Origin of the sequence: Komagataeibacter sp. SM21, from assembly GCF_041402665.1 — a bacterium.
GTDB lineage: Bacteria > Pseudomonadota > Alphaproteobacteria > Acetobacterales > Acetobacteraceae > Komagataeibacter > Komagataeibacter saccharivorans.
The window spans coordinates 104,254-124,929 of the sequence record NZ_JBGLOV010000004.1 but is presented as its reverse complement, the minus strand read 5'-3'; the positions used below and the strand labels follow the sequence as shown (position 1 = coordinate 124,929).

Annotated in this window: 16 protein-coding genes; 12 read left to right on the top strand and 4 right to left on the bottom strand. The window is 60.9% G+C overall.

Translation table 11 applies throughout. The annotated features are described in order from the left end of the window. Positions 1-6: 6 nt before the first annotated feature. A complete protein-coding gene (locus tag ACBR42_RS05955) occupies positions 7-1,266 on the bottom strand; it encodes a sarcosine oxidase subunit beta family protein (protein ID WP_371207480.1) in 1,260 nt (419 codons plus the stop codon). An 85-nt stretch (positions 1,267-1,351) separates the two neighbouring features. Between ACBR42_RS05955 and ACBR42_RS05950 the strand changes: the two genes are divergently transcribed. The 8 genes from ACBR42_RS05950 (at position 1,352) to ACBR42_RS05915 (ending at position 10,787) form a co-directional block, all read left to right on the top strand. After that, entirely contained in the window at positions 1,352-2,320 is a 969-nt protein-coding gene (locus ACBR42_RS05950; protein ID WP_110547060.1) for a LysR family transcriptional regulator, read from the top strand. A 24-nt stretch (positions 2,321-2,344) separates the two neighbouring features. Next, entirely contained in the window at positions 2,345-2,998 is a 654-nt protein-coding gene (locus tag ACBR42_RS05945) for a helix-turn-helix domain-containing protein (protein WP_371207479.1), read from the top strand. Positions 2,999-3,102: 104 nt separating this feature from the next. Further along, a complete protein-coding gene (locus ACBR42_RS05940; protein WP_118962815.1) occupies positions 3,103-3,999 on the top strand; it encodes a glutamine amidotransferase family protein in 897 nt (298 codons plus the stop codon). An 8-nt stretch (positions 4,000-4,007) separates the two neighbouring features. Continuing rightward, on the top strand, positions 4,008-4,685 hold the full coding sequence (locus tag ACBR42_RS05935; protein WP_371207532.1) for a protein glxC: 678 nt from the start codon (positions 4,008-4,010) through the stop codon (positions 4,683-4,685). Between the two features lie 7 nt (positions 4,686-4,692). Continuing rightward, entirely contained in the window at positions 4,693-6,030 is a 1,338-nt protein-coding gene (locus ACBR42_RS05930; protein WP_110547063.1) for an FMN-binding glutamate synthase family protein, read from the top strand. An 81-nt stretch (positions 6,031-6,111) separates the two neighbouring features. Further along, on the top strand, positions 6,112-7,440 hold the full coding sequence (gene glnT / locus ACBR42_RS05925) for a type III glutamate--ammonia ligase (RefSeq protein ID WP_118962816.1): 1,329 nt from the start codon (positions 6,112-6,114) through the stop codon (positions 7,438-7,440). A 261-nt stretch (positions 7,441-7,701) separates the two neighbouring features. Beyond that, entirely contained in the window at positions 7,702-10,089 is a 2,388-nt protein-coding gene (locus ACBR42_RS05920; RefSeq protein ID WP_371207478.1) for a beta-L-arabinofuranosidase domain-containing protein, read from the top strand. 107 nt (positions 10,090-10,196) lie between these two features. Beyond that, the gene (locus ACBR42_RS05915) at positions 10,197-10,787 is read left to right on the top strand and encodes an NAD(P)H-dependent oxidoreductase (RefSeq protein WP_132304945.1); all 591 of its coding nucleotides are present in this window, start codon (positions 10,197-10,199) and stop codon (positions 10,785-10,787) included. A gap of 82 nt (positions 10,788-10,869) precedes the next feature. Here the strand turns inward: ACBR42_RS05915 and ACBR42_RS05910 are convergent, their stop codons facing one another. The 3 genes from ACBR42_RS05910 to ACBR42_RS05900 are packed head-to-tail and all read right to left on the bottom strand — an operon-like array spanning position 10,870 to position 16,834. Then, a complete protein-coding gene (locus ACBR42_RS05910) occupies positions 10,870-12,459 on the bottom strand; it encodes an efflux transporter outer membrane subunit (RefSeq protein ID WP_371207477.1) in 1,590 nt (529 codons plus the stop codon). Continuing rightward, positions 12,456-13,643, bottom strand: a complete 1,188-nt coding sequence (locus ACBR42_RS05905; RefSeq protein ID WP_371207476.1) for an efflux RND transporter periplasmic adaptor subunit — start codon at positions 13,641-13,643, stop codon at positions 12,456-12,458. Before ACBR42_RS05905 ends, ACBR42_RS05910 begins: the two co-directional genes overlap by 4 nt. Further along, positions 13,643-16,834, bottom strand: coding sequence for an efflux RND transporter permease subunit (locus ACBR42_RS05900; protein ID WP_102325571.1), 3,192 nt, complete (start codon positions 16,832-16,834; stop codon positions 13,643-13,645). Before ACBR42_RS05900 ends, ACBR42_RS05905 begins: the two co-directional genes overlap by 1 nt. A gap of 110 nt (positions 16,835-16,944) precedes the next feature. Between ACBR42_RS05900 and ACBR42_RS05895 the strand changes: the two genes are divergently transcribed. The 4 genes from ACBR42_RS05895 to ACBR42_RS05880 all read left to right on the top strand — a co-directional run bounded on the left by ACBR42_RS05895 (position 16,945) and on the right by ACBR42_RS05880 (position 20,473). Then, positions 16,945-17,082: a hypothetical protein gene (locus ACBR42_RS05895; RefSeq protein ID WP_162900431.1), complete on the top strand. Its 138-nt coding sequence runs from the start codon at positions 16,945-16,947 to the stop codon at positions 17,080-17,082. Positions 17,083-17,481: 399 nt separating this feature from the next. Then, positions 17,482-18,258: an Asp/Glu racemase gene (locus ACBR42_RS05890; protein WP_102325685.1), complete on the top strand. Its 777-nt coding sequence runs from the start codon at positions 17,482-17,484 to the stop codon at positions 18,256-18,258. A 237-nt stretch (positions 18,259-18,495) separates the two neighbouring features. Then, positions 18,496-19,818 carry an MFS transporter gene (locus tag ACBR42_RS05885; protein ID WP_371207475.1) on the top strand — a complete coding sequence of 441 codons (1,323 nt, stop codon included), beginning with the start codon at positions 18,496-18,498 and terminating at the stop codon, positions 19,816-19,818. Positions 19,819-20,053: 235 nt separating this feature from the next. Continuing rightward, entirely contained in the window at positions 20,054-20,473 is a 420-nt protein-coding gene (locus ACBR42_RS05880; protein WP_110547067.1) for a MarR family winged helix-turn-helix transcriptional regulator, read from the top strand. The last annotated feature ends 203 nt before the right edge of the window (positions 20,474-20,676 follow it).

Here is a 20,676-nt window from a genome sequence, read left to right as displayed (position 1 = left end):
GGAACCTCAGTGCAGATTGGGCTGTGCGCCCATGCCTTTTTCATCAATCACCGCGCCCCTGACGAAGCGGTCCAGCCGGTAGGCGGTTGCCGTCGGGTGGGGTTCGTCACGGGCGATAAGATGCGCGAAACACAGGCCCGAAGCCGGCGTGGCCTTGAAGCCGCCGTAGCACCACCCTGCATTGAGGTACAGGCTGTCAACCGGTGTGCGGTCAATGATCGGGCTGCCATCCATGGTCATGTCCATAAGTCCGCCCCAGTGGCGCAGCAGCCGCACGCGCCCGATCCGGGGCATCAGCGCCATGCCACCTTCGCACACATCCTCGATCACCGGCATGTTCCCGCGCTGGGCATAGGAATTGTAGCCGTCGATATCGCCGCCAAACACCAGCCCCCCCTTGTCGGACTGGCTGATGTAGAAATGGCCCGCGCCAAAGGTGGCCACGCAGTCGATGAAGGGCTTGAGTCCTTCGCTTACGAATGCTTGCAATACATGGCTTTCGATCGGCAGGCGCAGCCCGGCCATGGCGGCCACGCGCGATGAATTGCCCGCGCAGGCCAGCGCCACGCGCCCCGCGCCGATATAGCCGCGCGTTGTCTCCACGCCCACCGCGCGCCCGTTCTGGGTACGGATACCGGTGACTTCGCAGTTCTGGATGATGTCCACGCCCAGCCGGTCGGCCGCGCGGGCATAACCCCATGCCACGGCATCGTGGCGGACGGTGCCACCGCGCCGTTGCAGCAGGCCACCCTGTATGGGAAAGCGGGCATTGTCGAAATTGAGGAAGGGCAGCTTGCGCCGCACGGCCTGCGCATCCAGCAGTTCGGCATCCACGCCGTTCAGCCGCATGGCGTTGCCACGGCGGATATACGCATTGCGCTGTGCGTCGTTATGGAAAAGGTTGAGCACGCCGCGCTGGCTGACCATCGCATTGTAATTGATGTCCTGCTCCAGCCCTTCCCACAGCTTCATGGCGCATTCATAGAAGGGGACATTGCCTGGCAGCAGGTAATTGGAACGGATGATTGTCGTATTGCGGCCAATATTGCCGTTGCCGATCCAGCCTTTTTCCACCACGGCCACGCGCTTTATGCCGTATCGTCGCGCCAGATAGTACGCGGTGGCCAGGCCATGGCCCCCGCCGCCTACGATGACGACATCATACGCCGCCTGTGGCGTGGCATCGCGCCATGCGGGCTGCCAGCCGGTATGGCCACGCAGCGTTTCCCGCAGAAGGGAAAAGAGGGAGTAGCGATTGCTTGGCATTACGACATCTTCAATCCGTTATCGAAAGGGACGGTAACGCGTTTCGTGCTGGAGAAAGTATAAATTTTGCTTATGGTATGATCCCATGGCGCTTCCCGATCCCCCTTTTGACCTGTCCGCCCTCAATGTCTTTCTGGCGGTGTGCGATAACGGCAGCATGGCGGCCGCAGCACGGATGCTGGGCGTTACCCAGCCCGCCGTGTCGCAGGTGGTCGCCGATCTGGAAAAACGGATCGGCACACAGCTGTTCGACCGGGGCGTGCGGCCCATGGCGCTGACCGCCGCTGGTACCGTGCTGCGCCAGTATGCCACGGGCCTTATGGTGGAAATGCGCCAGATTGCGGTGCGGCTGCAGGAAATGCGTTCGGGCCGGGTGCGGCAACTGCGGATCGGCGTGGTGGATTCCCTGTCGCGTGCGGTGATGGGCGATGTCTCGGCTTTCATGCGCGCGCGTGTGGACCGGCTGATCGTCTATGCGGGGCTTACGGAATCCCATGCCGCCGCACTGCTGACCCGGCAGATCGATTTTATCCTGAGCGTGGATAATCTGGAGGACATCCCCGATCTCGAACGCTGGCCACTGTTCGAGGAACCATACCTGCTGTTGTGCCCCGCACAGGTCGCAGCCCCCACGACAGTCGCGGAACTGGCCGATCTGCTGACCACGCGGCCATTCGTGCGGTTTTCGCTACGATCCCGCACGGGGGGAGAGGTGGAACGCTACCTGCGCAGGCTGAAGCTGGAAATCCCCTTCGGGCAGGAATTTGACCGCCCCGATGGCGTGCTGGCGGCGTGTCGGCTGGGGGGCGTGGCGATCACCACGCCGCTGTGCCTGTATGAAGCGGGGTATGATCCGTCATGCGGGCTGGTCTGTCACAGGCTGCCCGTGGGCGGGCTGCGGCGGCGGTTGACGCTGGTGGCGCGACGGCGTGAATTCGGCCGCCTGCCACTGGATTTTGCTAAAACGCTCCGGGCTGTTCTTATGGAGCGCACACTTGGCGAACTGGCGGAGGATTTCCCGGCCTTTGCCGCCCAGATGGACGTCCTGTCCTGATGGATATTTTTCTGGAGACCACGTATGGCCACGGCCCGTAAAGCACGATCCAAGAAAACCGCAGCAGAACTGACCACCGGGTCTTCCGCCGGTCCCGTACGGGAACTGACACTGGAGGAATCGCTGGGCGCGCAGATCCGCCTGCTGCGCCGCCGCGCGGAACTGACTGGCGCCGATCTGGCCAGCGCGGCGGGAATTTCGCTGGGCATGCTGTCAAAGATCGAAAACGGGCAGATTTCCCCATCGCTGGCCACGCTGCAATCGGTCTGCCGCGCGCTGAATGTCCCCCTGAGCCAGCTATTCGCCACGTTTGAGGAACAGCGTGACTGTTCATTCGTCAAGGCGGGGCATGGCGTGGTGATCGAACGCCGGGGCACGAAAGCGGGCCATGAATACCAGTTGCTTGGCCATCTGCTGGGTGGGGGCACGGTGGTTGAACCCTATCTCATCACCCTGCATGAGGACGCCAATCCCTATACCAGTTTCCGCCATCAGGGGGTGGAACTGATCTACATGCTCAGCGGGCGCGTGCTGTACCGCCATGGCGACGAATCCTATGACATGGGACCGGGCGATACCCTGCTGTTCGATTGCCAGGCACCGCATGGTCCTGAGGTTCTGCTTGAAAAACCAATGAAATATCTTTCGATCATCATCTATTCCCGCCAGTCGGAATGACACCAGACTTTTCCAGAAAGGAAAGTTTTATTCTTTCCAGTTGACAGGGGCAGGGGATGCGGGCTTGATGACTGCATCTTTTCCTCTCTCGGCGGAGAATGACGATGTGTGGCATCGTTGGGTTATTTCTGAAAAATCCCGCGCTTCAACCTGAACTGGGCCTGCTGACCGCGCAGATGCTCCGGGTCATGACGGAGCGTGGTCCCGATAGCGCGGGTTTCGCGGTTTACGGCGGCGCGCGGCATGGACAGACCAAGATCACGGTCCGCGGCCTTGTCCCGTCCGATATGGCGGCGTTTGAAAAGGGCCTGCTGGCCTGCGCCGGTACGGGGGTTACGTTCCTGTCGCGTGACGATCATACGGTCATCACAGTGCCCACCGAACATGAAAAGGCCGTGCGCCAGTTCATTGCGGCATTCGGCCACGGCGTATCCTTTGTCGCCAGCGGCGACAGCATCGAACTCTACAAGGGTGTCGGCCTGCCCGAAGATGTGGCGACGCGCTTCAACCTTGCGGGCATGAGCGGTACCCATGCCATCGGCCATACCCGCATGGCGACGGAATCCGCGGTCACGACCGCAGGCGCGCATCCGTTTTCCACCGGGCCGGACCAGTGTCTGGTGCATAACGGTTCGCTGTCGAACCATAACACCCTGCGCCGCCAGCTCGTGCGCGAAGGGCTGACATTCGAGACCGAAAATGACTCGGAAGTGGCGGCAGGATACCTGTCATGGCGGCTGTCGCGCGGTGAGCGGCTTGATGAAGCACTGACCGCTTCGCTGGCTGATCTGGACGGGTTCTATACCTTCGTTGTCGGCACGCGCGACGGTTTTGCCGTGCTGCGTGACCCCGTGGCCTGCAAGCCCGCCGTCATGGCCGAAACGGATGATTACGTGGCGTTCGCTTCCGAATACCGTGCCTTCGCCCAGCTTCCCGGCATCGGGAATGCAACCGTTTTCGAACCCGAGCCCCAGCGCGTCTATCATTGGGAACACGCATAATGAGCAACATGCAGGAAATCGATCTGGCGGAATGCACGCTGCGGGATGCAAACAGCCAGTTGCAGGGTGAGGACGTAACCGGCGCATGGGTTATCCGTAACCCGCGCGGCCGTCATGCCCTGGCTGTCGGGCTGACCGCGCCGGTGGATGTGCTGGTGGACGGGCAGGCGGGTTATTACGCCGCCGGGATGAACCAGCGCGCCAATGTCACCATCAACGGCAATGCCGGTCCCGGCGTGGCCGAGAACATGATGAGCGGTCGCGTGCATGTATCGGGCAACGCCAGCATGGCCGCCGGTGCGACCGGTCATGGCGGACTGCTGGTCATCGATGGCGACGCTGGTGCGCGCTGCGGTATCTCCATGAAGGGGATCGACATCGTCGTGCGTGGCTCGGTCGGGCATATGAGCGCGTTCATGGCGCAGTCCGGCACGCTGGTCGTATGCGGCGAAGCGGGCGAGGCGCTGGGGGACAGCCTGTACGAAGCGAAGCTGTTCGTGCGCGGTGACGTGAAAAGCCTTGGCGCGGACTGCGAGGAAAAGGAGATGACGCCACAGGATCTGGCCCATCTGCAATCCCTGCTCGATCGCGCCGGGATTACGGAATATCCGGCCGACAGCTTCCGTCTCTACGGGTCCGCCCGCCGCCTGTATCACTTCCACGTTGATAACGCCGCTGCTTACTGAGGCCATCATGACAGACAACAGCAAGAAAATCCCCCGGACAAAGCCGCGTTTTTCAGCAACGTTCGACCCGTTCACCATTTCCGAAATCCAGCGTGCCGCCGCAACGGGCATCTATGACATCCGTGGCGCGGGCACGAAGCGCAAGCTGCCGCATTTCGATGACCTGCTGTTCCTTGGCGCATCCATTTCGCGTTATCCGCTGGAAGGCTACCGGGAACGCTGCGATACCGATGTCGTGCTGGGTACGCGTTTCGCCAGGAAGCCCATTCGCCTCAAGACGCCGGTAACGATCGCGGGCATGTCTTTCGGCGCGCTGTCGGCACAGGCGAAGGAAGCGCTGGGGCGTGGCGCGAGCGCCGTCGGAACGTCCACCACCACGGGTGACGGTGGCATGACGCCCGAGGAGCGCGGACATTCCTCCATTCTGGTCTATCAGTACCTGCCGTCGCGCTACGGCATGAACCCCGATGACCTGCGCCGCGCCGATGCAATCGAGGTCGTGGTTGGGCAGGGTGCGAAGCCCGGCGGCGGCGGCATGCTGCTGGGACAGAAGATTTCCAGCCGTGTTGCGAAGATGCGCGACCTGCCCGAAGGGATCGACCAGCGTTCCGCCTGTCGCCATCCCGACTGGACCGGTCCCGATGATCTTGAAATCAAGATCGAGGAACTGCGTGAAATCACCAACTGGGAAAAGCCGATCTATCTCAAGATCGGCGCCAGCCGCCCGTATTACGATGTTTCGCTGGCCGTGAAGGCCGGGGCGGACGTGGTCGTGCTGGACGGCATGCAGGGTGGCACGGCGGCGACGCAGGAAGTGTTCATCGAACATGTGGGCCTGCCCATCCTTTCGGCCATCCGTTCCGCCGTGCAGGCGCTGCAGGATCTGGGCATGCACCGCAAGGTGCAGTTGATCGTGTCCGGCGGTATCCGCAGCGGTGCTGACATGGCCAAGGCGCTGGCGCTGGGTGCGGATGCGGTCGCCATCGGCACGGCGGCCCTTGTCGCGCTGGGGGACCAGAGCCCCGATCTGGCCGAGGAATATGCCCGCCTTGGCACGGTTCCCGGTGCCTATGACGACTGGCAGGACGGACGCGACCCCGCAGGCATCACCACGCAGGACCCCGAACTGGCCGCGCGGCTGGACCCGGTTCTGGGTGGGCGGCGTATCGCCAATTACCTGTCCGTCATGACGATGGAAGCGCAGGCGATCGCGCGTGCCTGCGGCAAGAGCCACCTGCATAACCTCGAACCCGAAGACATGGTCGCCCTCACCATGGAAGCGGCGGCAATGACCCGAATTCCGTTGGCCGGTACGGAATGGTACCCCGGAAAAGGCAGTTTCTGAAGTGATTGCAGGGACGTCGCCTGACCGGGGGCGTCCCTTCTCCTTCTTTTGCGCAATACTGGATAAACGGAAGTTCTGGTGATGGTTCAAGACACGACCAGCGGGCGTGAACCCGTTGACCTTGCCGCCGTGGCTGAAGAGCGGGGCATACGGTATTTTCTTATTTCCTTTACGGATCTGTCCGGTGCGCAGCGCGCGAAACTGGTCCCGGCTGCGGCCATAAAGGGCATGCAGAAAAACGGGGCGGGCTTTGCCGGTTTTGCCGCCGCGTTCGAGTTTTCTCCCGCTGATCCCGACCTTGTCGCGGTGCCCGATCCGTCATCGCTGATCCAGCTTCCATGGAAACCGGAAGTCGGCTGGCTGGCCTCCGACCTGAAAATGCACGGGGAATGGGTCGAACAGGGACCACGTAATACCCTGCGGCGCATGATCGCGCGTGCCACGAAGCATGGGCTGACGGTCAAGACGGGCGTGGAATGTGAATTCTTCCTGCTGACGCCGGACGGGCAGGCCATTGGTGACGCGCATGATAACGCGGCCAAATCCTGTTACGACGCATCGGCGCTTATGCGGCGGTACGATGTGATTGCCGAACTGTGCGACGCCATGCTCGGCCTTGGCTGGGAGCCGTACCAGAACGACCATGAAGACGCGAATGGCCAGTTCGAGATGAACTGGATATTTGATGAAGCCCTCATCACCGCCGACCGGCATGTGTTCTTCAAATTCATGGCGCGGTCCATTGCGGAAAAGCATGGCCTGCGGGCCACCTTCATGCCCAAGCCCTTCATGCACCTGACGGGCAGCGGGTGCCATGCCCATATCTCGTTGTGGAATGGCGACACGAACATCTGTTACGCGGAAAACGATCCGCTGGGCCTGTCGGAACAGGGCTATAATTTTGTCGGTGGCCTGATCGAGAATGCGGATGCGCTGTGTGCGTTCCTCAACCCGGTGGTCAATTCCTACAAGCGCATCAATGCGCCGCGCACGGTATCGGGTGCGACATGGTCGCCCAATTCCGTGACCTATGCCGGCGACAACCGGACCCACATGATCCGTGTGCCGGGCAAGGGACGTTTTGAAATGCGCCTGCCCGATGGTGCGGCCAATCCGTATCTGCTGCAGGCGTCCCTGCTGGCGGCGGGACTGGATGGTCTGGAACGCAGGATCAATCCGGGCGCGCCATTGGATATCAACATGTATACCGAAGGCCACAAGGTAAAGGATGCCAAGAAACTGCCCCTGAACCTGCTGGATGCGGTAAGGGCGCTGGACGCATCCGATGCGATGCCGCGTATACTGGGCAAGGGACTGGTCGAGCCGTATGCACGGCTGAAAATGGCGGAATGGAATGCCCATTGCGGTCATCTGTCGGAATGGGAGCGGCAGACGACACTGGACTGCTGAGTGGTATAAGCAGGGTTTATACTTTATGGCCGGTCGTCGCGTGGATAACCGGCGCAACCGGCCATAAAGGCTGCACGGCATGGGCCCTGATCCCGCCCTGACCCTGTAATATACAAAAAGATACTTGATCGTAATGGTTGGCGTGGCACTGTCATCGCATCATTTGCCATGCACCGCAGGATCAGGACGATATGACAGCACTGACCCCTTTCCGCCATCACGTTGGTAGCAGCATGGCCCGCCGCGGGCCGGATGCCTGACATGGCGGGGGGCGGAGGGCTGACGCGGCGGCGCGTCATCGGCAATGCCGTGGTCGTGGCAGGCAGTAATGCAGCGGGTTTTGACGCCCTCGCGGCAATGGTGCCCGACCGGGTGCAGCCGCGCAGCATGCCCTTCGGCCCCGATCGTGTGACCCTGCTGCCTTCACCGTGGCTTGATGCGATGGAGGCAAACCGCCGCTATCTGCTGTCGCTCGATGCCGACCGCCTGCTGTCGGGTTTTCGCACGCAGGCGGGACTTGCACCCCGTGCCCCGGTTTATGGCGGCTGGGAATCCGATACGATAGCCGGGCATACGCTGGGGCATTATCTCAGTGCGCTGGGCTATGTGCGCGTGCAGGCGCGTTGCGACAGGGCGGGGGAGCGTATCGCCTATATCGTGGCGGAACTGGCAGCATGCCAGCGCGCGCGGGGTGACGGGTTTGCGGGCGCGTTCACCCGGCGCACCCCGCAGGGCAAAATTGAACCCGGCATATATGTATTTGATGAAATCCGCCGGGGCGATATCCGCGCAAAACGCTTCAGCCTGAACGGGGCATGGGCGCCGCTTTATAACTGGCACAAACTTCTGGCGGGCCTGCTGGATGTGGACAGGTTATGCGCAACCCCCGGTGCGCGGGACGTGGCGCTGGGGCTGGCTGGTTATATCGACAGCGTATTCGCCACGCTGGATGACGCGCGGACGCAACAGGTCCTGTCGTGTGAATATGGCGGTCTGAATGAGTCCATGGCCGAACTTTACGCCCGCACTGGCGATATGCGCTGGCGTGCGCTGGCGCGGCGGATCAGCGATCGCGCCACCATGGCGCCCCTCTGTGCCGGTCGGGATGAACTGGACGGACTGCACGCCAATACAATGATCGCCAAGACCGTTGGCGCGGCGCGGGTGTATGAAACCACGGGTGACAGGCAGGCGGCGGTGGCTGCGCGCACGCTATGGTCTTCAGTCACTGACCGGCGGTCCTATGCCTGCGGCGGGACGGGTGATTTCGAATATTTTACGACGGCGGGGCCACATGGGCCGGGGGATATGGGCGCGCATATCAATGCCCGTACGTGTGAAACCTGCGCCACCTACAACATGCTCAAGCTGACCCGTCATATTCATGGCTGGTCCCCTGATGCGGCGCAGTTTGATTATTATGAACGCGCCCACCTGAACCATATCATGGCCCAGCATGATCCGCAGACCGGCATGTTTACATATATGCTGCCGATGGGAACGGGTGCTGCGCGTGATTTTTCCATGCCTGCCGATGATTTCTGGTGCTGTGTGGGCACGGGGATGGAAAGCCATGCCCGCCATGGGGAGTCGATCTGGTGGCAACGGGGCCGGGATGAAATTACGCTCAACCTGTTCATTCCATCCGAACTGCAATGGCATGAACGGGGCGCGCGGATCGTGCTGGATACGCGCTATCCGCTGGATGGGCAGGTGACGCTTTCCATCCGCGAGATTACGGGGACTGATCCGTTCACGCTGGCGCTGCGTGTGCCCCGCTGGGCGGGACAGCCGCGTCTGCTGCTTAATGGCAGGCCAGTTGCCGCTGTCGTGGAGCGGGACGGGTATGTGCGTATCCGCCGTGTGTGGCGGGCGGGGGATACGCTGGGTATGGCACTGGTTTTTACCCTGCGGCAGGAACCCGCCCCCGGTGGTGGGGTGCTGGCCCCATCGGCCTTTTTCTACGGACCGCTCCTGCTTGCTGCTGATCTGGGGCCAGCGCGTGGGGAATGGCCATGGCGACAGCCCCAGCCCGCGCTGATTGCTGATGATGCGTGCGCCCTGCCTGTTCGGATGAATGACGGGAATGGCATCGCCTTTCGCGTGGCGGCCCTGTCAGCCGGGCAGGGGGCATGGCCCGGTGAACTGGTGCTGCGGCCGTTTGCGCAGATGCAGGCACGGCTGGCCGCGCCTTATCTGCCCTGCATTCCGGTAGCGGCATGGACGCCCGCACTCCGCCAGCAACTGCTTGCCGCAACGCGCGATGCCGATGATGCACAGGTGGTTGATGCTGTCGATCCGGCGCGTCCGCATGCCATGCGTGGCGCGGTGATGTGTAATCGTCTGGGGCGGGCGGGATGGATTACCGCGACGGACATGCGTGTGCACCTGCATGTGGCCGCGCAGCCCGTGGCGCTGCGGGTCCTGTATTACGACGATGATGTCAACCGCCTGTTCACCGTGCGGGTGAACGGCCATGTCATTGCGACGGAAAATCTGGATGGCCGTAACCCCGGCGTTTTCGCATGGCACCGCTATGACATCCCGCCCGACATTGTTGCGCGACGGCGGCAGGTCGAAGTCAGTTTTGTCGGCGCGGGTGCGCGCGGGGTGGGGCAGGTATTCGGCGTGCAGACCATCCACGCCTGATCGTCGCCGTCTTACGTGGGGAGGGCCAGTATGCCATCTTTCCGGTCCCGAACGCGGGTGGGGTATCTGAAGCTCCCGCCGTGTGACTGTCTGGAAAATGGTACCGAATGAAAAAGATATTTCTCATAAACGGCGGCAAGGCTTTCGCCCATTCCCATGGCCGCCTGAACGCCACATTGCATGACATTGCAGCCGAACATCTGACCGCCGCAGGTTTCGAGATCCGCCGGACGACCATTGACGCGGGATACGATATTGAAACGGAGATTGAAAATCACCTGTGGGCCGATGCGCTGATCCACCAGTTTCCGGCATGGTGGATGGGCGTGCCATGGACGGTAAAGAAATACCTTGATGAGGTCCTGACGGCGGGGCACGGTCGTCTTTATGCAAATGACGGTCGTAGCCGGGCGCATCCCGAACGTCATTATGGTTCCGGCGGGCTGTTGGATAACCGGCGCTACATGATTTCCACAACATGGAACGCCCCGCAGGAGGCGTTTACCGACCCTGCCCAGTTCTTTGAGGGCAGGGGCGTCGATGCCGTTTTCTTTCCCTTTCACAAGGCGTTGGAATTCCTTGGCATGTCCGGGCTGCCTACTTTTCTGGCCACCGATGTGATCAAGGCGCCTGCGGTTGACGTGACGCTCAGCCGCTACCGCCAGCATCTGGGCGAAGTATTCGGTAACGCAGCCTGACGGCCCTGACCGGCCCGGTTCCCCTGCCATAACGGCGGGGAAACCGGGCCTGAAGGATGAAGCCAGGGCTGAAAACGCGCCCTTAGTGGTTTTCCAGTGTGGGGGACAGCACGGGACCGGTCAGGTTGTCATCCGGGTCGGCGCCATGCGTATGGGGGGCAGGCACATCGCCGGTCGCACGGGCGTTATGCAGGCCGGAATACTGCATGGGATCGACCGAAAACAGGCTGTTGGGCGCGGGTAGCTGCGCCGCATCCCAGCCGCCGCCACATGCCCGGATCAGGCCGATCTGGGCCTGCAGGTAGCGCGTCTGCACTTCCACCTGCTGGATGCGGGCATCAAGCGTGCTGACCTGCGCGATCAATACGTCCAGATAGGCGGCAAGCCCCCCTTTATACAGGTTCATCGTAATGTCCTGCGTCTGGCTGGCAGCCCCCACGGCGGCGCGCAGGCGGCCATTTTCACCATCCAGCCGGTTGGTGCGCGACAGGCCATCTTCCACGTCGCGGAACGCGTTCAGCACGGTTACCCGGTAATGGTCGCGTGTTTCACGATAGGCGGACCAGCTCTGCTGCAACTGTGCGCGGCGCAGCCCGCCTTCGAATACCGGCATGGTAACGGTGGCGCCGTAGGACCACATGCTGTTGGCCAGATTGGCCAGGTTGAAGCCATTATCGTCAAACCCGCCATCCATATGGAACGAGACATGCGGGTAGAACGCCGCCCGTGCGATCCCGATACTGCGGTTGGCCTGCGCCATCTGGCGTTCCGACATGGCGACATCCGGCCTGCGTTGCAGCAGTTCGGAAGGCATGGCGGGGCTGAGTGCAAAACGGGTGGCGTTCAGGTGGCTGTCCGCCGGCAGATGAAAGGCGGAGGGCGCGACGTTGACCAGAACCGCGATGGCATGTTCCATCACCTCACGCTGGGCCTGAATGTCCAGCAGATGGGCCTGCGTGGTGTAAAGCTGGTTTTCAGCGCGGGCCACATCCAGCCGCGATGCCGCCTGATCCGCCAGCCGCGTGCGCGTGACCCGCAGGGATTCCTCATAATACCCGATCGACTGGGTATAGATCGCAGCCTGCGCGTCCAGTCCGCGCAGGGTGAAATAATCGGTGGCCAGTTCCGATTGCAGGCTCAGACGTGCTGCCGCATATTCGGCGGCCTGTTCCTGCGCGAAGTCTTTCTGCAGCCTTATGCGATTGCGGATGGAGGACCAGAAATCCGGCTCCCACGACGCCATGCCGCCATAGAATTCATCCGAATCCGTAATCGGCCCCTTGTAGCGGAACAGCCGCTCGGCGGAGCTTTTGTTGTTGCTCCCCCCGAACGCCAGCCCGAAATGCGGAAGCAGGTCGGACCGGGCCTCGCTTACGATGGAGCGGGCCTGCAGGAAGCGTTCGGATGCCGCCTGCAGATCCCCGTTATGGTCGGTCGCCTGAGCCTCAAGCGTATCGAGTTGCGGGTCGCCAAAGCGTGTCCACCATCCGGCGCGGATGCTGTCATCCATGGGGTGGGCCACGCCGAACGGGGCCTGCCCTTCCCATGTGGTGGGAATGACGTAATGGGGCGCATGGTAGGCGGGTGCGAGATCGCACCCCGCCAGTGACAGCAGCGACAGGACGCAGGCCCCGCCCATCGATACGGAACGGCGGATGTCACGCACCATCATTCATCGTCCTTTTCAGATGCGTCGTTGCTGTATCCGGTTGCGGGCTGGACGACATGGACCTTCTCGCCTTCCAGAAGGTCGGCAGGCGGGTTGTCGATGATCCGGTCGGAAGGCGACAGGCCGGAGAGGACCTGCGTTGACCCATCCCCCATGCGGCCGACCGAAATGCCACGGAAATGGGCCGTATCCTGTCCGTCCACCACCGCGACCTGCATGCCATGTTCCTGAAACACCAGCGCCCCGGTGGGTATGCTCTGGTGGCCTGACTGTTCCGGGGCACTCAGGCTGACGGCGGCAAACGTGCCGGGCCACAGTGCATGGTCCGTATTGTCGATGATGAATTCACTTACGCTGGTGCGGGTATCGGGATCATATCCGCCTGATACGGTCAGGAACCGGGCCTCGAACACCCGGTCGGGAAACTGCGGCACATGCACCTGCGCGCGTAGGCCGGGCTGCAGGATGTAGGACATGTTTTCGGGAATGGAGACGAACAGGCGCATCTGATGCGTGTCCGCCACGCTGAACAGTTCGCTAGCCCCCCCGTTGGCGTTCAGGTTGCCACCCCCTTCATGCACGTAGTCGCCTACGTTGATGGCGCGTTCTGTCACCACGCCATCGAAGGGGGAAACAATCACCTTGAACCGTTCCAACGCCGCGTAGCGGTCCAGATTATGGCGCGCGGCCTCCAGATCGGCGGCGGCTGATTTTTCGTTCGCGTCCTGCACCGATACCGACTGCCCGGACACGGCCTGTGACTTGCCCATAAGCCGCCAGCGCTGCGCCGTTACCACGGCAAGGTCGTATTTCGCCTGCGAGGACTGAAGGTCGGCCTGTGCCTGCGCGAACTGGGCATCAAGGCCGGGCGTGTTGATTTCCGCCAGAACGTCGCCGCTTGAAACATGCGCGCCGTAGTCCTTGTACCACATCTGCACATACCCGGACACCTGCGGGTAGATCGGCGCCTGGTACCACGCGTCGATCGTGCCGGGCAGGTCAAGGCTGACCTGCCGTGCTTCGGGACGGGGCGAGATGACCATGACATCCGGCACGGCAGCCGCCATTGCATCGCGGCGCAGATCGCCCGCGTGATGCACGCGTTCGACCAGCAGGTAGCCACACCAGCCCAGAAACACGGCGGCACCAGCCATTATTATGATTTTCGATGATTTTGCGGTCGACATCAGTTCATTTCCTCCCGGCTCCGGGTCGGGCGGTTGTGCAGGATTGCGTAAACACACGGCACAAACAGAAGGGTGGATACGGTGGCCACCAGCAGCCCGCCAATTACGGCGCGGCCCAGCGGGGCGTTCTGCGAATTGCTCATCGCCATAGGCACCATGCCAATGATCATGGCCAGCGCCGTCATCAGGACGGGACGGATACGGCCGTACCCCGCCTCGATCGCGGCACGGAGGGCGTCGCCATGTTCCTCGATCCGTTCGCGTGCGAAGGAGACGACAAGGATGGAGTTGGCCGTGGCTGTCCCCATGCACATGATCGCCCCCGTCAGCGCGGGCACGGACAGGCGCGTATGGGTCAGGAACAGCGCCCATGCGATCCCCGCCAGCGCGCCGGGCAGGGCGGTGATGATGATGAAGGGGTCAAGCCACGACTGGAAATTGACCACGATCAGCAGGTAGATCAGCATGACCGACACCACCAGCCCGAAGATCAGTTCCACATAGGAATGCTGCATGGTTTCGGTCTGGCCCCGGATGGCGACCGCCGCGGTGGAGGGGACCATGCCCCGTGTTTCGTGCAGCACACGTTCCACGCCCTTTGTGACCTGACCCAGATCCGCCCCTTCGGCGGAGACATAGATGTCAACTTCCGGCATGGAATTGAAATGCGAGACCTGTCCCGGCGTGCCGGTTGCCGTGACGTTGCTGATCCCGCCCAGAAGCTGCATGTGCCGCCCCTGCGGATCGCCATCGCCCTTGTCCACCGGTATGGTCATGAGGTTGTTGAAATGGGTAAGCTGATCCTGTGACACATAGACATTCAGCGGGAAGGTGATGCCTGTCTGCGGGTCCAGCCAGTATTGCGGGTCTACCGTCTGGCTGCCTGACAGGGTCATGAGTTCGTTGTTGGCCAGATCGGCTTCCGTCATGCCGGTGGCCTGCCCGAAGGTGCGGTTGCCCTGCACGAACAGGGTGGGCGTTTTCATGGTCTGCTGGATGGTCACGTCGGCCGCACCGGGCACCAGCCGCAGCCGGTTGACCAGCTGGCGGGCGTATTCGTAATTGTCGCGCAGGTCCGGCCCCGAAATCTGCACGTCAATGGGCGAAGGCGAGCCGAAATTCAGGATCTTGGCTGTAAGGTCGGCAGGCTGGAAGGTAAAGACCGTGCCGGGAAAACGTGCCGACAGGTCACGGCGCAGGACGGCGCGGTAATCCCATACCGGCGTTTCCTCGTCCTTCAGGGCGATGGTGATGTCGCAGTCCTGCGTGCCGATGGTTGGGGTAGGAATGAAGGCCTGGTTATGCGCGCCTTCAGGCAGGCCGCAGTTTTCGATCATGGTATCGACCTTGCCGGGAAACAGCGCCCTGACGCGGTCTTCCACCAGTGAGGCTTCGCGGCCAGCGACCTCGATACGGGTGCCCAGTGGGGCGCGCATGTGCATCTGGAGCGTGCCGGATCTGGTTTCGGGAAAGAAGTCGCGCCCGGCCATGAAATAAAGCCCCATCGAGCATATCGACACACCCAGAAAGATGCCCACGAAGCGCTGCCGCCGTTCAACGGCCCGGCGCAGGACGCCGGCATACTGTTCGCGGAATGTGTTGAACCCGCGTTCAAATGCCTGCTGGAAGCGTTCGGGCAGACGGGTGGGATATTGCAGGTTGTGGACCTGCGGTTCGCAATGATGGGAATCCCCATGTCCCGCCACGCTGTGCCCGGCCAGAAGGTATTTGGCCATGGTCGGCACCAGCGTGCGCGACAGGATGAAGGACGCGATCATGGCGAAGATGATGGCTTCCGCCATGGGCATGAACAGCCAGCCTGCCACGCCGCTCAGCCCGAACAGGGGCAGCCAGACAATGCAGATGCAGGTGGTGGCGACAAAGGTGGGAATGACGATCTGGTTGGCGGCGTCGATAATGGCGGGTTCAAGCTGCTTGCCCATTTCCAGATGCGCGTCGATGTTCTCGATCATGACGGTGGCGTCATCGACCAGGATGCCCACCGCCAGCGCCAGACCGCCCAGCGTCATGACGTTGATCGTCTGCCCCGCCCAGTGCAGGCCGATAATGGCGCACAGGATCGCAAGCGGGATGGATGTTGCGATGATGACGGTCGGCCGCCATGAGCCAAGGAACAGCAGCACGATCATGCCGGTCAGGAAGGCCGCGGTCAGCATTTCGCGCACCACGTCGAAAATCGAATCCTTCACGAAGATCGACGCATCCCCCAGAATGCTGATCTTCACATCGGGCGGCAGCAGTTTCTGGATACGCGGCAGCAGCGCCTTGGCCCCCGCCACGACATCCAGTGTCGAGGCATCGCCACTTTTCATGACAACGATCTCGACCCCCTGCTGGCCCTTGACCAGTACGAGGTTCGTCTGTGGATGGCCGCCGCGATAGACCTCGGCTACGTCATGCACGTAGATTACGGCGTTGCCCACGCGTTTGACGGGAATATCGCCCAGTTCCTTCATGGAACGCGGGGTGGCGTTGGTCTGGACCATCCAGTCCGTGGACGAGATTTTCTGGTCGCCCGCTGGCAGGACGATATTCTGCCCGCGCAGCGCGTTCTGCACGTCCATGGCGGAGAGGTGATGCGCCTGCAACTGCTGCTGGTTCAGCGATACCATGACGAAGCTGTCCATCCCGCCATAGGCCTGCGGCACAACGGCGCCGGGCACGGTCACCAGCAGGGGACGGACGCGGATCATGGCCAGCTTGAACAGGTCGGACGGCGTCTGCCGGTCGGAGGTGACCTGCAGCGTCAGCACCGGCACGGATGAGGCATCAAGGCTCATCACCATGGGGGAGGGAATGTTTTCCGGTAGCTGTTTTATCACCGTCTGGGAAATGGCGGTGACTTCCGCTTCGGCCTTGCCAATATCCGTTCCGGGCTGAAAGTATATGTTTACGATGCCGCGCCCATAATACGAACTGCTTTCCATATGTTCGATACCCTCGACAGTCGAGGTTACCATCAGTTCGTAATTATAGATGATGCGGCCCGCGAATTCCTCCGGCAGCATGCCGCCATAGGTCCAGACAACGGACACAACCGGAATGCGGATATTGGGGAATACATCCGTCGGCGTACGGAATACCGACATGATGCCAAAGACCACGATAAGGATCGATAGCACCACAAAGGTATAGGGCCGACGCAGTGCGGTGACTACGATGGCATTCATGGGATGGAAAATTCCCTATGTTATTATAAGCGTAGTTTTTTGCGGAACGGTCCGCGATATCTGCGTGGGTCCTGTCGTATTATTTACGGAATACGGACCGGATGGTACGCATGACTTATGGAATACAGGATATCGTGACGGGAAAAGACATGGCGGCCCACTCCGGCGTGATTGGTGGCAGCATGCCGGGATGGATTCATGTGGCATCTGCTTATGCGACAGATACCGTTTTTTTTTACAAAGTATGAACGGTTAATATTTAAAATAATTTTTCATTACAGGTAATTTGTTTCATAATTACCAATACTTAATAAAGTAATTTTTAAGGAACCTGAATGTTCTAATTAACAGTGCAGATCAGATCGAACCTGTTCTTTGTCATGACATATCGGCGGCCCGGGGTATGTTGCGGTATGAAACACGACCACACGCATTATTGCCATCATGGCATGATGGACGGTCCGGTTATTACAGTATTGCCTGCCCGGTCCTGTATGGTGGCAGGATGCAGAAAGATCGCTGTCCGACCATGATTTCAGGACAGGACACAGATTGTTCTATTGCCACGCAGCAGGGCAACCTGTTTGATACGATATGGAAATGTTAACCCGCTGTGAGTGGTCATGGCAGCAGAGCAGGAAAAAACCATGAATACCCGCCCCTATCGTATCGGGCAGATCGTCCCCAGTTCCAACCTGACCATGGAAACAGAGATCCCGGCCCTTCTGGCCGCACGTCAGTTGATCCGGCCCGAACGCTTTACCTTTCATTCGGCGCGCATGCGGATGAAGACCGTACGTAAGGAAGAACTGGCATCCATGGATGCGCAGTCCGACCGCTGCGCGCTGGAACTGAGTGACGCGCATGTGGATGTGCTGGGCTATGCCTGTCTGGTCGCGACGATGTCCATGGGGCTTGGCTATCACCGGGTATCTGAAAAACGGCTGCATGAATGCACGCAGGCCAATGATGGTCCCGCCCCGGTGGTAACCAGCGCAGGCGCGCTGGTGGATGGCCTGCGTGTCCTGAAGGCACGGCGCATCGTTCTGGTCGCGCCCTACATGAAACCGCTGACACGGCTTGTGGTCGATTACCTGCAGAACGAGGGTTATGAGGTCATCGACCACATCGCGCTGGAAATTCCCGATAACCTGGATGTGGCGCGGCATGACCCGGCGCGGCTGCCGTCCATCGTGGCCGGACTGAATTATGCCGATGCGGATGCCATTGTAACCTCCGCCTGCGTGCAGATGCCCTCCCTTCCGGTCATCCCCCGGATCGAAGCCCTGACCGGAAAGCCGGTGCTGAGTGCTGCGGTTGCAACCACCTACGCCATGCTGGACCGGCTTGGGCTGGAAACCATCGCACCGGGCGGCGGCGCATTGCTGTCAGGTGCTTACTGGCAACCTGCGGCAGAAAAATGATCGTAGCGGCTGCGCGTGGGTGAAGATGGGGCGCGTCATGCCCCGTCGAACTGCGTGTCCATTTGCCCGATACCTGCCCGGAATTCCCGTTCTTTGTGGCGGGCATGATGAAGGTGTTTAACGGATTTCACCGGTCCTGAAAGTCGCCACTTTTTCCTGTCCGGTATGACGGGACGGGAAAGGTACGCGGCGTTACGTTTCTGTATGGAAACATGATGGGCGTTAGTGAGTACTGCCATGAATGCTGTTTCCCCCACGGGCATGAGTGAACACGATCCCGCCCTGCCGCGCCTGTGCGCGCGCGTGGCGTGGCGGCTGCTGCCGCTGCTGTTTCTGGGTATGCTGGCGTCTTACCTTGACCGGGTGAATGTCGGCTTCGCCAAGCTGCGCATGCTGTCCGACCTGTCCATGAGCGAGGCTTCGTACGGCGCGGGAGCAGGGCTGTTCTTTCTGGGCTATATTTTATGCGAGATACCCAGTAACGCGCTCATGATCCGTTTTGGTGCCCGGCGCTGGCTGGCCCGTATCCTGATCACGTGGGGCATCTGTTCCGGTGCGATGGCGTTCGTGCATTCTGCTGGCCTCTTTTACCTGCTCCGCCTGCTTCTTGGCGTGGCGGAAGCCGGGTTCATGCCCGGTGTCCTGTTTTATCTGTCGCAATGGTTTCCACCGGGCTACCGCGCACGGGTAACAGGGTGGTTCATGGTCGGGATACCACTGGCCAGCGTGATTGGTGGCCCGGTTTCCGGTCTGATCCTTGGCCGGATGGAAGGGGCGATCGGCATTGAAGGCTGGCGCTGGCTGTTTTTTCTTGAAGCCATGCCGCCGGTCCTGCTGGGTCTTATGGTCTTCTTCTGCCTGCCCGACCGGGTGGAGAATGCCCGGTTCCTGACCGAACGGGAGAAAACACTTCTCATCACCCATCGCGTCATGCCCGATCATGCCCATGTGCTGCAGGGTATAAAGGCGGCATTGTGGGACCGGCGTATATGGAAACTGGGGCTGGCGGATGGCGCGTTGCTGCTGGGGCTTTATACAATCGCGTTCTGGATGCCATCGCTGCTGCATGATGCAGGTGTGCATTCCCTTGTGCGGACCGGGGTTCTGACGGCCATACCGAATATAGGGGCCGCAGTCGCCATCATGCTGATCGGCTGGGATTCCGACCGGACGGGGGAACGGCGCTGGCATATCATCGTGCCCATCCTGATCGGGGCGCTGAGCATGGCGCTGCTGCCACTGGCGCGTGGCAACCTGACGCTGGCCATCATGCTTATTACACTGGCGAATATGGGTATTATTGGTGCGCTGGCCCCGTTCTGGGCGCTGCCTTCGCTATTGCTGACCGATACCGCAACCATTGCGGCGGGTCTGGCGCTGATTGGCGGCATATCCAATCTGGCGGGTTTCATGGCTACGGGGCTGATTGGGTGGGCAAGAAGCATGGCGCCCGGATCGTGGGGAATTTTCGTTATTTTCGCAGGGTTTGTTGCCATGGGGGCGGCTCTTGTATGGTCCATTCCCGAAGTGGCTGCCCGCGCAGACAGGGACAGGACATGAAGTTTTTGGTGAAGCTTTTTTCAAAAAACTTTATGAAACACCGCCTTTGTGAAGAAAAAGGCAGCACCCGGAAATGTCTGTTTTCATATGTTAATGAATTATTTTCAGACCATCTACCAACGCGGGCGAAGCCGTGGCCGCGTTATGCTAGGGAAGGTGAATAAAGGCCCATGGGGCGGGATATCGGGAATGGAAAAGGTCGCGGACGGTGAATGACAGAAGGGATGATGAGGTCATGGCATATGATCTCAATAAACAGATCGGCCATCTTTTGCGGCGTGCCTATCAGCGTCATACTCACCTGTTCCAGACCGCCATTCCCGACGAGCATCTGACATCGGTGCAACTGGCGGTGATCGCCACCATTTTCCGCGAGGGTGAGCGGTCGCTCATGTATATTGGCCGGGTTACGGCAATAGATCACGCAACCCTGCGCGGTATCAGCCTGCGTCTGAAACAGCGAGGGTTGATAAGGATACGCAGCAACCCCGATGACAGGCGCGAACGTCTTGTCTCCCTTACCAGAGAGGGAGAAGAAGCCGCCCGCCTGTATATCCCGCAGGCCGCCCATGTGACGGAACTGACGCTGGAACCGCTCGACCCGTGTGAACGTATCGCCGCGCTGCATGTGTTGCGTAAGCTGGCGGGTGCATAGATGTATAGACTTATAAATTCTGTTAAATCCTGAACGACGGGACGGACTGCATAGCTGTTTATGATGGGCATGATGCAGTCTGCTGTTTCTGATACCGCATGGTCTGTCTGGGAACCTTTGATTGGGGAGGTCCGCCCGAAACGCCGAAGAACCTGCGGCGGACGATATCCGCGATTTTCTGGCGGCATCAGAACGGCGCGAAG